The sequence below is a fragment of the Serratia sp. H402Y genome (assembly GCF_051172415.1).
Lineage (GTDB): Bacteria > Pseudomonadota > Gammaproteobacteria > Enterobacterales > Enterobacteriaceae > Serratia > Serratia ureilytica.
Genome location: NZ_JBPIYZ010000001.1, coordinates 1803042 through 1815342 on the forward strand (window position 1 = coordinate 1803042; position 12301 = coordinate 1815342).

Genomic DNA, 12301 nt, shown 5'->3' on the forward strand with positions numbered 1-12301 from the left:
TTCTTTGGTTGCCCAATTTTACTTCTGCAACGCCCGCAAAATCGCTTCCACGCTGTCTTTGGCGTCGCCAAACAGCATTTGGGTGTTCTCCTTGAAGAACAGCGGGTTCTGCACGCCGGCGTAGCCGGTGTTCATCGACCGTTTGAACGCGATCACGTTCTGCGCTTTCCACACTTCCAATACCGGCATGCCGGCGATCGGGCTGCGCGGATCTTCCAGCGCCGCCGGGTTCACCGTATCGTTGGCGCCGATCACCAGCACGGTGTCGGTATCCGGGAAATCGTCGTTGATTTCATCCATCTCCAGCACCACGTCGTACGGCACCTTCGCCTCTGCCAGCAGCACGTTCATGTGGCCCGGCAAGCGCCCCGCGACCGGGTGAATGCCGAAGCGCACCTTCACGCCGCGCGCCCGCAGTTTTTCGGTGATTTCCGCCACCGGATACTGCGCCTGCGCCACCGCCATGCCGTAGCCCGGGGTGATGATCACCGAGGTGGAGTTTTTCAACTGCTCGGCCACCTCTTCCGCCGTGGTTTCACGGTATTCGCCCATCTCTTCGGCATCGCCGGTGGATGAACCGTCGCTGCCGAAACCGCCGGCGATCACGCTGATAAACGAGCGGTTCATCGCCTTGCACATGATGTAAGACAGGATCGCCCCCGAAGAGCCCACCAGCGCGCCGGTGACGATCAGCAGATCGTTGCTCAGCATGAAGCCCGCCGCGGCCGCCGCCCACCCCGAGTAGGAGTTGAGCATCGACACCACCACCGGCATGTCGGCGCCGCCGATCGAGGCGACCAGATGCCAGCCGAACGCCAGCGCGATCGCCGTCATCAGCAGCAGCGTCACCACCTGCCAGCCCACGCTGTCGGTGCGCACGAACGCCACCAGCAACAGGAACGAGATCACCAGCGCCGCCAGGTTCAGCTTGTGACGATTCGGCAGCATCAACGGCTTGGAAGAAATGATGCCGCGCAGCTTGCCGAAGGCGACGATCGACCCGGTGAAGGTCACCGCACCGATAAAGATGCCGAGGAACACTTCGGTCAGATGGATATTCGCCATCACCGGTTCCATCGGCGCACCGTGATCCAGATAACTGTTGAAACCGACCAGCACCGCGGCCAGGCCAACGAAGCTGTGCAGCACCGCCACCAGCTCCGGCATTTCGGTCATCTCGACCTTCTTCGCCAGATAGACGCCGATCGAGCCGCCGATGATCATAGCGATGATGATCCAGCCGACGTTGCCGGAATCCGGCCCCAGAATGGTCGCGATCAGCGCGATCGCCATGCCGGCGACGCCGAACAGGTTGCCCTGCTTCGACGTTTCATGACGCGACAGGCCCGCCAGGCTGAAAATAAACAAAATAGCGGCAACAATGTATGCAGCTGTAACCAATCCTCCAGACATTTGTTACCCCTTAGTTCTTGCGGAACATCTTCAGCATGCGCTGAGTGACGGTGAACCCACCGAAAATATTGATGCTGGCGATCAGCACGGCGATAAAGGAGAGAAAACTCACCCAGCCGCCGTGGCCAATTTGCAGCAGCGCACCGACCACGATAATCCCTGAGATCGCGTTGGTGACCGACATCAACGGGGTATGCAGCGCATGGCTGACGTTCCAGACCACGTAGTACCCGACCACGCAGGCCAGCGCGAACACGGTAAAGTGCGACAGGAACTCTTTCGGGGCTGCGTCCGCCAGCCAGCCGAACAGCAGGATCGCCAGAGCCATCAGGCCGTACTTCAGCCACGGCGAGGTCGGCTTGGCTTCAGGTTTGGCGACCGGTGCGGCGGCGGGCGCCGCTTTCGGCTGGGCGGAAACCTGGATCGGCGGCGCCGGCCAGGTGATTTCACCGCTGCGCACCACGGTAACGCCGCGGATCACCGTATCGTCGAAATCGATATCGATCTCGCCGTTCTTCTCTTTCGACAGCAGCTTCAGCAGGTTGACCAGGTTGGTGCCGTACAGCTGCGAAGATTGTGTCGGCAAGCGGCTCGGCAGATCGGTATAGCCGATGATTTTCACGCCGTTGTCGGTCACGGTAATGGTGTCGGCCACGGTCAGTTCGCAGTTGCCGCCGGTTTGCGCCGCCAGATCGACGATCACGCTGCCCGGCTTCATCGACGCCACCATCTCTTTGGTGATCAGCTTCGGCGCCGGTTTACCCGGGATCAGCGCGGTGGTGACGATGATGTCAACCTCCGCCGCCTGTGCGGCGAACAGCGCCATCTCGGCCTTGATAAAGGCTTCGGACATCACTTTGGCGTAACCGTCGCCGCTGCCCGCTTCCTCTTCAAAATCCAGCTCGAGGAATTCCGCGCCCATGCTCTGCACCTGCTCTTTCACTTCCGGGCGGGTGTCGAAGGCGCGCACGATGGCGCCGAGGCTGCCCGCAGCGCCGATCGCCGCCAGGCCGGCCACGCCGGCGCCGATGATCATCACCTTGGCCGGCGGCACTTTGCCGGCGGCGGTGATCTGGCCGGTGAAGAAGCGGCCGAACTCATGCGCCGCCTCGACGATGGCGCGGTAGCCGGCGATGTTGGCCATCGAGCTCAGCGCATCCATCGACTGGGCGCGCGAGATGCGCGGCACCGAGTCCATCGCCAGCGCGGTGACGTTGCGCGCCGCCAGCTTGGCCATCAGCTCGGGGTTTTGCGCCGGCCAGATAAAGCTGACCAGCGTGCTGCCTTCGCGCATCAAGGCGATCTCGTCGTCTTGCGGCGCGTTGACTTTCAGGATCAGATCCGACTGCCACACTTCGTTTTCGTCGACCAGCGCCGCGCCGGCGGCTTCGTAGGCGACGTCGTCAAAACTGGCCAGTTTGCCCGCCCCGCGTTCAATCGCGACGGTAAAACCCAGCTTCAGCAGTTGTTCCACCGTTTTCGGCGTGGCTGCGACCCGGGCTTCATTGGCCAACCGCTCTCTTGGTACACCAATACGCATAATGTTCCCTTCTCACCTGTCTTGGATGATGTTTATTATTTTCCTGCCCATAGAACGGCGCCATCGGCGAGCGAGGCGTCATCTTGCCCGCACTGATTTCAGACGCCAACTATAACCTACTGAAAATAAGGTCGATGATCCATAATTGCTTACGCATTCAGCCCTGTTTTTACATAAAAACGCCGGGCGCGATATGACAAATCGCAATTTACAGTGAAAAAATGCATACAGAACAGCACATTCTGCATGATTAGAGGTTTGCGCCCGGCGTAACGATTTATCGCCATGCGGGGCGGACAAGCATAAAAGTTATCATTTTGTGAATAATTAACACTAATGACACCAAAGCCTTTATTATGGAAACTTATGGCGGCGGCGCCATCCGTGCGACCCGCGTCACCGTCAAGGATTTGTCGCACGGGATAACATAAAATGCTGAGACAGTTTTCAGAATTACATGTAATAATCGACGGCTGAATTACACTTAAACAGTTCAGTACGTTATAAACGTTAATGCGCTAGGCGAAAGGATTTTTTATGAAGCTGAAGACCACGATCATCGCGTCAGCCTTGTTATCACTCACCGCGCTGTCCGCTCATGCGGCGCAAGAGTTAACTCCTGAGAAAGCAGCGGCGCTGAAGCCGTTTGATCGCATCACGATTACCGGCCGCTTCAATGCGATCAATGAAGCCGTCGACGCCGTATCCCGCCGTGCAGACAAACTGGGTGCCGATTCCTTCTATATCCAGGACAGCAACAACAGCAATAACGGCGGCAACTGGCGCGTCACCGCAGACCTTTATCATAAAGATGCGCCAGAAGTGAGCAAAACACCAAAATACCGCGTATTTAACGGCGTGAATGAACTGCCTAAAGAGGAAGCCTACCTGCTGGAGCCTTACGATACCGTGAGCGTCAGCGGTTTCTACCGCAGCCAGCCGGACATTAACGACGCCATCTCCAAAGAAGCGCAGAAAAAAGGCGCCGCCTCGTTCTTCATCGTGCGCCAGGTTGACGCCAACTCCGGCGGCAACCAGTTCGTCACCGCCTACATCTATAAGGCCGATGCGCCGAAACGCCGCGTGCAGAGCCCGGACGCCATCCCGGCCGATTCTGACGCCGGCCGCGCCGCGCTGGCCGCCGGCGGCGCCGCAGCCGCGAAAGTCGAAATTCCTGGCGTCGCGTCTTCCGGTTCACCAAGCCGCGAAGTGGGCCGTTTCTTCGAAACCCAGTCCTCTACCGGCCAACGCTATACCGTCACGCTGCCTAACGGCACCAAGATTCAGGAAGTGAACAACGTGACCGCCGCGCAGATGGTGCCGTTCGATTCCGTCACCTTCACCGGCCACTTCAACAGCATGACTGACGTGTCCACCGAAGTAGCGAAACGCGCGGCCGAGAAAGGCGCCAAGTACTACCACGTCACTCGCCAGTGGCAGAACAAGAGCGGCGGCAACCTGACCGTCAGCGCCGATCTGTTCAAATAAAACCCGCTTTTCGGTTTACCATCGGGCAGCCCTTGAGCTGCCCGTTTTTATTGCCGCTCTTTTCGCCGCTCGTTGAATAGTTTTTTGTAAATTCCGCATATTCAATCATTGCATCTCTAATCATCCCTCCGTAGAATTTGCGCCAATTTTTAGGGCTATTGTCTATTAGCGCAATGGTTGTTAACACATTGTTGCCGCCAAGCAGTTCCCTTCCAGTTGTTTATTCTGCGTTCAGGATCCGTCATTGGAAAAAAAACTCGGTCTTACCGCGCTAACCGCTTTGGTGCTCAGCTCGATGCTGGGCGCCGGCGTGTTCAGTCTGCCGCAAAACATGGCGCAGGTCGCCAGCCCCGCCGCGCTGCTGCTGGGTTGGGGGATCACCGGCGTCGGCATTCTGTTTTTGGCGTTCGCCATGCTGTTGCTTACGCGTCTGCGCCCGGATCTGGACGGCGGCATCTTCACCTACGCCAAAGAGGGATTCGGCGAGCTGATGGGCTTCTGCTCCGCCTGGGGTTACTGGCTGTGCGCCGTGATCGCCAACGTCTCGTATCTGGTGATCGTGTTCGCGGCGTTGAGCATTTTCACCGATCGCGGCGGCAACGTTATTCTCGGTGACGGCAATACCTGGCAGGCGCTGGTCGCCGAATCCGCCCTGCTGTGGATCGTGCACGCGCTGGTGCTGCGCGGCGTGCAAACCGCCGCCAGCATCAATCTTGCGGCCACCCTCGCCAAGCTGCTGCCGCTGGGGATGTTCGCCGTTCTGGCGGCGATCGCCTTTAAAATGGACGTGTTCACGCTGGACTTCCAGGGGATCGCCCTCGGCAAGCCGGTATGGGAACAGGTCAAGGACACCATGCTGATCACCCTGTGGGTGTTTATCGGCGTGGAAGGCGCCGTGGTGGTTTCCGCGCGCGCGCGCAATAAGAAGGACGTGGGCCGCGCGACCATGTTGGCGGTGCTGTCGGCGCTGGCGGTGTATCTGATGGTCACCTTGCTGTCGCTGGGCGTGGTGCCGCGCAGCGAACTGGCCGACATGCGCAACCCGTCGATGGCAGTGCTGATGGTGGAACTGATTGGCCCGTGGGGAGACGTGATCATCGCCGCCGGTCTTATCATTTCCGTGTGCGGCGCCTACCTCAGCTGGACCATCATGGCGGCGGAAGTCCCCCTGCTGGCCGCACAGCACGGCGCATTTCCACGCGTGTTCGGCAAACAGAACCGCCATCACGCCCCATCGTCTTCGCTGTGGCTGACCAACATCGCGGTGCAGCTGGCGTTGGTGCTGATCTGGTTGACCGGCAGCAACTACAACTCGCTGTTGACCATCGCGTCGGAAATGATCCTGGTGCCTTACTTCCTGGTCGGCGCATTTCTGTTCAAGGTGGCTTACCGTCGCCGCGACAAGCGCCTGATCTTCGCCGCGACCGGCGCCTGCGTCTATGGTTTATGGCTGCTGTACGCTTCCGGGCTGATGCACCTGCTGATGTCGGTGCTGCTGTATGCGCCGGGCCTGTTGGTGTTCATGTACGCCCGCCGCGGCCATCAGGATATCAATCTGCTGAATCGCCTGGAAAAAGGCAGCATCTTACTGCTGCTGGTGGCCACGCTGCCCGCCGGCTGGTTTATGCTGCACTAAAGTGTCCCGTCAATGCGGCTGCCCGTCAGCCGCATTTTGCTTCCTCTTTTTCCCCTGCTACCGCGTTCCCCGCCTTTGCACAGTCAGCCATTCGCCACGCTTGCGATCTTAAATGCAATTAATTATCATTATCATTTAATGGTTAATGGTAGACGCGAGTGCCCCTGGCGAGAGGCGTCAGGCGGCGGATGAAGACAGGCTGAAAATGGAAGGCATTTCATGGCTGAGAAACTGCTGCACGCATTACCTTTGTTTACCGCTTGGGAGGCGCTGATCGCCGAGGGCAACATGGCGTTTAATCAGCGGCACGATCGCCAGGCGATGGCGCGCTATCAACAGGCGCTGGAGGGGGCTCAGGCGATCATCGCCGAGAAGCCCTGGCTGAATGCGGAATATACCGCCAGATTTGAAGCGCTGAATATTTTCGAGTCTGCCCTTGCCGCGCTGATCGTCACGTTCAACAACATTACCCATCTGCGTCTGCGGCAGAAGCCTCTGCGCGGCGTCGAGCTGCATGTTCATCAGGCCCGAGTCGCTATCGAGCAACTCTTGGCCGATTCGTCGCTGTGCGAACAGATGCAGCAGATCGCCGAACGGCACCTGCTGCGTTTCAGGATTGAAACCCTGCACTTGCTGCGCGAACACCGGTTGCCGGAAACCAGCGTCTGCGCGCCGGCCGCCAACGCTTCCGCTACCTTGCATTAAAAGTGATACACCAATCTGAGGGTCATCTGTAATGAATGAATTGAATGACGAGATGAAGAAGATGCTGGCTAAACAGCTGCCTGTGCAGGCGACCAGCAGCCCGAACGGCGTTCCCGATATAGGCCCCAAGCGCTCTTTGCGCCTCTATGATGACCGTACGCTGATTTACAACGAAAATACCGGTGGCCAAACGCTGAAAAACATCAAGGCCGGCTCGAAAATGGCCGTTGTGGTCATCGATCGCGAGGCGCTGGACGGTTACCGCTTCGTTGGCACGCCCGAACTGTTTCTGGCGGGTAAGCCGTTTGACGATGCGTTGACGTTTGCGGAAAAAAACGGAATGAAGCCGCCGAAGTACGCGGTGTTAATTCATATAGACAGTATTTATACCCTGCGCTCCGGCCCGAATGCCGGGACCCAGCTCTAGACGCCGGCCGTCATGCGGCGTGAGACATCACGTTCATGGTTAGGCCATCGCGACGAGTCAATTGCCTAACCATGAACGGGCGGCCGGGTTGATGCCCGGTCAGCTTTTGGGAGGGATCGCGACGGTCATGCGTTCACCCACCAGAGTAATCGCAATGCCTTCCGCACACTCTTTCTGAATGGCCGCCAGTTGTTGAGCCTCCAGCGCATAAGGCAACTGAATATCAAACACCGCCAGGCCCTGCTGCTGCGCCAGGTCAATCAGGCGCACGATGTTGGTTTCATCGCTGACCTGCGTCGACACCACCTGCAGCGCCAACTCTTTTAACTGCTCTTTGCGCGTTTGCGAGGTGGTCACGCGCGATTTCAACACCATGCCGAAGATCGGCATCACACCATAAATAGCATCAACAAAGCGCCAGTGCTTCCTGCACGATGCGGACAGAAAATCCATATAGTCGAAACAGATTTTCTCACTGCGCGCGATGGATGCAAGGTGATTGCTGTTCATCCCCTCATTCCTCTCATGGCCAGTGTTAACCCGTGGTCTTTCAAGCCGCCGCCGGGGGCAACCTGAAATGCATTGGGGATCTTATATCCAGAAATGGATAATCATGCGAAGCTTTAACGACTTTCCGCCGTATGATGGCATAATTCCCCTATTGTTTGCCAGTCTGTCCAGGAGCTTTAATCAATGGAACACCACAACTCCGCCCCGGTGCTGATTACCGGCGGCGCACGGCGCATAGGGCTGGCGCTCGCCAGAGCGTTTCTCCAGCGCGGCGTTCCGGTCATCATCGCCTACCGCAGCGAATATCCGGCGATGGCCGAGTTGAAAGCCTTGGGCGCCTGCTGCATTCAGGGCGATTTTTCCACCCATGAAGGCATTTATCGTTTCGCCGATCAGGTGCGGCAGGCCGCGCCCAAGCTGCGCGCGGTGATCCACAACGCCAGCGCCTGGCAGGCGGAGTCACCGGAGGTGCCGCCGGAACAGGTCATGGCGGCGATGCTGCAAATTCACGTCTACACGCCCTATTTGCTCAATCAACTGCTCGAGTCCTGCCTGACCGGCCAGGGCCAGGCAGGCGCCGACATTATCCATCTGACCGACTATGTGGTGGAAAAAGGCAGTGACAAGCATATCGCCTACGCCGCCAGCAAAGCCGCGCTGGACAACATGACCCGGTCGTTCGCCCGCAAATTGGCGCCTGAAGTCAAAGTCAACGCCATCGCGCCGGCGCTGATCATCTTCAATCCGGGCGACGACGAAGCTTATCGTCGGCAGGCGCTGGCGAAGTCGCTGATGAAGGTCGCGCCGGGCGAGAGCGAAGTGGTCAATCTGGTGAACTACCTGCTGGAGAGCCGCTACGTCACCGGCCGCACCCACGGCGTCGACGGCGGGCGGCCGCTGCGCTGACGCAAAGATCCGCTTGGCGCAACCTCGCGGGCCGCGCTATGCTGAAATCCGCTTTTCTTATTAAAACACGGGCATATGCATAAAATTGTTTTTGTGGAAGACGATCCTGAAGTCGGCAAACTGATCGCCGCCTATCTGGGCAAACACGATATCGAGGTGCTGATCGAACCGCGCGGCGACAGCGCGCAAGCGCGGATCGAGCGCGAGCAACCCGATCTGGTGCTGCTGGACATCATGTTGCCCGGCAAAGACGGCATGACGCTGTGCCGCGATCTGCGCCCCACCTTCCCCGGCCCGATCGTGCTGCTGACCTCGCTCGACAGCGACATGAACCATATCCTGTCGCTGGAGATGGGCGCCAACGACTATATCCTGAAAACCACGCCGCCGGCGGTGTTGCTGGCGCGCCTGCGTTTGCATCTGCGTCAACACAGCCAGCAGCCGAAAGAAGAGTCGGTTCAGCCGCTTACCCAGCATAACGCGCTGCATTTCGGGCTGCTGTGCATCGATCCGGTCAACCGTCAGGTTACGCTGGGCGAGGAAACCATCACCCTGTCCACCTCGGATTTCGATCTGCTGTGGGAGCTGGCGACCCACGCCGGGCAGATCATGGATCGCGAGGCGCTGCTGCAAAACCTGCGCGGCGTGAGCTACGACGGCATGGACCGCAGCATCGACGTGGCGATCTCCCGCCTGCGCCGCAAACTGTACGACAACGCGCTGGAGCCTTTCCGTATCAAGACGGTGCGCAACAAGGGCTATCTGTTCGCCCCTAACGCCTGGGCATCGGTGCAACAATGAGAAAACTTTTCGTCCAGTTCTTCCTGTTGCTGTTCGTCTGTTTTCTGGTGATGGCGATGCTGGTCGGCCTGGTGTACAAGGTGACCGCGGAGCGCGCCGGCCGCCAGTCGATGGACGATTTGATGAAAAGCTCGCTGTACCTGATGCGCAGCGAGCTGCGCGAAATCCCGCTGAAGGACTGGAACAAGACTATCGCCACGCTGGATCTCAATCTGTCGTTCAAGCTTCATATCGAACCGCTCGGCAAACAGGAACTGAGCGAGGATCTGAAAAAACGGCTGCGGCTGGGTGAAATCATCGCCCTCGACGATCAGTACACCTTTATGCAACGCATTCCGCGCAGCCACTATGTGTTGGTGGTCGGCCCCATTCCTTATCTGTTCTATCTGCACCAGATGCGTCTGCTGGATCTGGTGTTGCTGGTGTTTATCGGCATGTCGCTGGCGCTGCCGGTATTTCTGTGGATGCGGCCGCACTGGCAAGACCTGCTCAAACTGGAAAACGCCGCCCAGCGGCTCGGCGCCGGGCATCTGGATGAACGCACCCACTTCGATCCCACTTCCAGCCTGAGCCGGCTCGGCGTGGCGTTCAACCAGATGGCCGACAACGTCAACACCCTGATCGCCAGCAAGAAACAGCTGATCGACGGCATTGCCCACGAGCTGCGCACGCCGCTGGTGCGCCTGCGCTATCGGCTCGAGATGAGCGATAACCTGTCCGAAGGCGAGCAGCAGGCGCTGAACCGCGATATCGGCCAACTGGAGTCGCTGATCGACGAGCTGCTGACCTATGCCCGCCTGGATCGGCCGCAGGTTGCGTTAAACATTGAACCCATCGATCTGCCAAAGTGGCTGGAGGACAAGGTCGATGATATCCGCCTTATCCATCAGGAACGCGACATCCAGCTCGACATCCCGCACGTCGGCGACTTCGGCGGCGTCGATCTGCGCCTGATGGAGCGCGTACTCGATAACCTGGTCAACAACGCGCTGCGCTATTCCGAGCAGCGCCTGCGCGTTGGGCTGTGGTTCGACGGCGATCTCGCCTGTTTGCAGGTCGAAGATGACGGGCCGGGTATCCCGCCGGAAGAGCGCGAGCGGGTGTTCGAGCCTTTCGTTCGCCTCGATCCCAGCCGCGATCGCGCCACCGGCGGCTGCGGGCTGGGGCTGGCCATCGTCCATTCCATCGCCGTCGCCTACCAGGGACAGGTGTTCGTCGAAGGCAGTTCGCTCGGCGGCGCCAGCTTCCGTTTCTGCTGGCCGGTGAAGCCGACATTCAGTTTAAAAGCCGATCTGGCGTAATACCGCCGGACCCTTCTCATTGGAGCCGAATAATAATGACATCTGCACCTTCCAACACGTCTGCTTACGATCACCTGCGCGCGCTTTTTAGCCGGCTGTCGCGTTTCGGCCACCTGTCCGCCATCGCCGGTTGGGACATGCAAACCATGATGCCGCCGGGCGGCAGCAAGGCGCGCTCCGAAGCCCTGGCCGAATTGAGCGTGCTGCAGCACCAGATTTTAACGGCACAAAGCACCGGCGCGCTGTTGGATAGCGCGCAGCAAGAGACGCTGGACGAGATCGACCGCGCCAACCTGCGCGAAATGCGCCGCCAGTATGAAAACGCGGTGCTGCTGCCGGCGTCGCTGGTCGAAGCCAAATCGCTGGCCGGCGCCCGCTGTGAACACGCCTGGCGCGCCCAGCGCCCGGCCAACGACTGGGATGGCTTCGCGGAGAATCTGCGCGACGTGGTCAAACTCAGCCGGGAAGAGGCGCAGATCCGCGCGCAGGCGGCCGGCACCAGCCGTTACGATGCCCTGCTCAACCTGTATGAGCCGGGCATGCGCAGCAGCGATCTCGATCGCATCTTCGGCGATTTGAAAACCTGGCTGCCGGATTTGCTGCAGCGCGTGGTGGCCAAACAGGCCAATGAACCCTGCCTGGCGCCGCAGGGCCCGTTCAATGTGGACACCCAGCGCCAGCTGAGCCTGAGCGTGATGAAGCTGCTCGGTTTCAACTTCGACAACGGCCGCGTCGACGTCAGCGCCCACCCGTTCTGCGGCGGCGTGCCGGAAGATGTGCGCATCACCACGCGTTACAACGAGAAAGAGTTCCTGACCGCGCTGCTCGGGATCGTACACGAGACTGGCCACGCCCGTTACGAACAGAACCTGCCGCGCGATCTGCTTGGCCAACCGGTCGCCCTGGCCCGCTCCACCGCCATCCACGAATCGCAGAGCCTGCTGTTCGAAATGCAGCTGGCGCGCGGCAATGAATTCCTGAAAATCTTGCGTCCGCTGGTTACCGCGCAGTTTGGCGAACAGCCGGCGCTGGAAGAAGCCAACTTCATTCGCCTCAACCAGCGGGTGAAACCGGGCCTGATCCGCGTCGACGCCGACGAGGTGAGCTATCCTGCCCACGTCATCCTGCGCTACGAAATTGAAAAAGCGCTGATCGAAGGCGAGATCGAAGTGGAAGACATTCCGGCGCTGTGGAATGAAAAAATGCACGCTTACCTGGGCCTCGATACCATCGGCAACTACCGCAACGGTTGCATGCAGGATATCCACTGGACCGACGGCGCCTTCGGCTACTTCCCGACTTATACCCTCGGCGCGATGTACGCCGCGCAGCTGTTCCACAGCGTGCGTCAGGCCCTGCCTTCGCTGAACGAGGACATCGCCGCCGGCAACCTGCAGCCGTTGTTCCACTGGTTGCAGCATAACATCTGGCGCCACGGCAGCCGTTTCCCGACCGACACGCTGATCGCCAATGCAACCGGTGAAGCGCTCAATCCGCGCTACTTCCGCCAGCATTTGGAAAACCGCTACCTGTAATCTCTCCCCGTGCGCGGCCACGGCCGCGCCCTTTTTCCC

General features: G+C 59.5%; 12 protein-coding genes. 8 read left to right on the forward strand and 4 right to left on the reverse strand.

Annotated features, from left to right (window positions below; translation table 11 throughout):
* Window positions 1–18 precede the first annotated feature (18 nt).
* Together pntB and pntA are read right to left on the reverse strand one after the other, a co-directional pair.
* Complete coding sequence (gene pntB, locus ACSBQS_RS08920; protein WP_025159771.1) at window positions 19–1413, reverse strand: Re/Si-specific NAD(P)(+) transhydrogenase subunit beta; 1395 nt, start codon at window positions 1411–1413, stop codon at window positions 19–21.
* A 10-nt stretch (window positions 1414–1423) separates the two neighbouring features.
* Entirely contained in the window at window positions 1424–2953 is a 1530-nt protein-coding gene (gene pntA, locus ACSBQS_RS08925) for a Re/Si-specific NAD(P)(+) transhydrogenase subunit alpha (RefSeq protein ID WP_042784620.1), read from the reverse strand.
* A gap of 537 nt (window positions 2954–3490) precedes the next feature.
* Here pntA and ydgH point away from each other — a divergent pair.
* A complete protein-coding gene (ydgH, locus tag ACSBQS_RS08930; RefSeq protein WP_025302966.1) occupies window positions 3491–4441 on the forward strand; it encodes a DUF1471 family protein YdgH in 951 nt (316 codons plus the stop codon).
* Here the strand turns inward: ydgH and ACSBQS_RS08935 are convergent.
* Entirely contained in the window at window positions 4434–4628 is a 195-nt protein-coding gene (locus ACSBQS_RS08935) for a hypothetical protein (protein WP_127897184.1), read from the reverse strand. The genes ydgH and ACSBQS_RS08935 overlap by 8 nt on opposite strands.
* A 57-nt stretch (window positions 4629–4685) precedes the next feature.
* Between ACSBQS_RS08935 and ACSBQS_RS08940 the strand changes: the two genes are divergently transcribed.
* The 3 genes from ACSBQS_RS08940 to ACSBQS_RS08950 all read left to right on the forward strand — a co-directional run bounded on the left by ACSBQS_RS08940 (window position 4686) and on the right by ACSBQS_RS08950 (window position 7209).
* A complete protein-coding gene (locus tag ACSBQS_RS08940) occupies window positions 4686–6077 on the forward strand; it encodes an amino acid permease (RefSeq protein ID WP_342164559.1) in 1392 nt (463 codons plus the stop codon).
* A 219-nt stretch (window positions 6078–6296) separates the two neighbouring features.
* Window positions 6297–6782 carry a hypothetical protein gene (locus ACSBQS_RS08945; RefSeq protein WP_069100966.1) on the forward strand — a complete coding sequence of 162 codons (486 nt, stop codon included), beginning with the start codon at window positions 6297–6299 and terminating at the stop codon, window positions 6780–6782.
* A gap of 31 nt (window positions 6783–6813) precedes the next feature.
* A complete protein-coding gene (locus ACSBQS_RS08950) occupies window positions 6814–7209 on the forward strand; it encodes a pyridoxamine 5'-phosphate oxidase family protein (RefSeq protein ID WP_033643210.1) in 396 nt (131 codons plus the stop codon).
* Window positions 7210–7308: 99 nt separating this feature from the next.
* Here ACSBQS_RS08950 and ACSBQS_RS08955 read toward each other — a convergent pair whose 3' ends face one another.
* Complete coding sequence (locus tag ACSBQS_RS08955; RefSeq protein ID WP_033643211.1) at window positions 7309–7719, reverse strand: hypothetical protein; 411 nt, start codon at window positions 7717–7719, stop codon at window positions 7309–7311.
* Window positions 7720–7902: 183 nt separating this feature from the next.
* Here ACSBQS_RS08955 and folM point away from each other — a divergent pair, with 183 nt between their 5' ends.
* The 4 genes from folM (at window position 7903) to ACSBQS_RS08975 (ending at window position 12262) form a co-directional block, all read left to right on the forward strand.
* Entirely contained in the window at window positions 7903–8625 is a 723-nt protein-coding gene (gene folM / locus ACSBQS_RS08960; protein ID WP_033643212.1) for a dihydromonapterin reductase, read from the forward strand.
* A 75-nt stretch (window positions 8626–8700) separates the two neighbouring features.
* Window positions 8701–9426, forward strand: a complete 726-nt coding sequence (rstA, locus tag ACSBQS_RS08965) for a two-component system response regulator RstA (protein WP_004938307.1) — start codon at window positions 8701–8703, stop codon at window positions 9424–9426.
* Window positions 9423–10727: a two-component system sensor histidine kinase RstB gene (rstB, locus tag ACSBQS_RS08970; RefSeq protein ID WP_033643213.1), complete on the forward strand. Its 1305-nt coding sequence runs from the start codon at window positions 9423–9425 to the stop codon at window positions 10725–10727. Before rstA ends, rstB begins: the two co-directional genes overlap by 4 nt.
* Window positions 10728–10762: 35 nt before the next feature.
* On the forward strand, window positions 10763–12262 hold the full coding sequence (locus ACSBQS_RS08975; protein ID WP_434990313.1) for a carboxypeptidase M32: 1500 nt from the start codon (window positions 10763–10765) through the stop codon (window positions 12260–12262).
* Window positions 12263–12301: the final 39 nt, after the last annotated feature.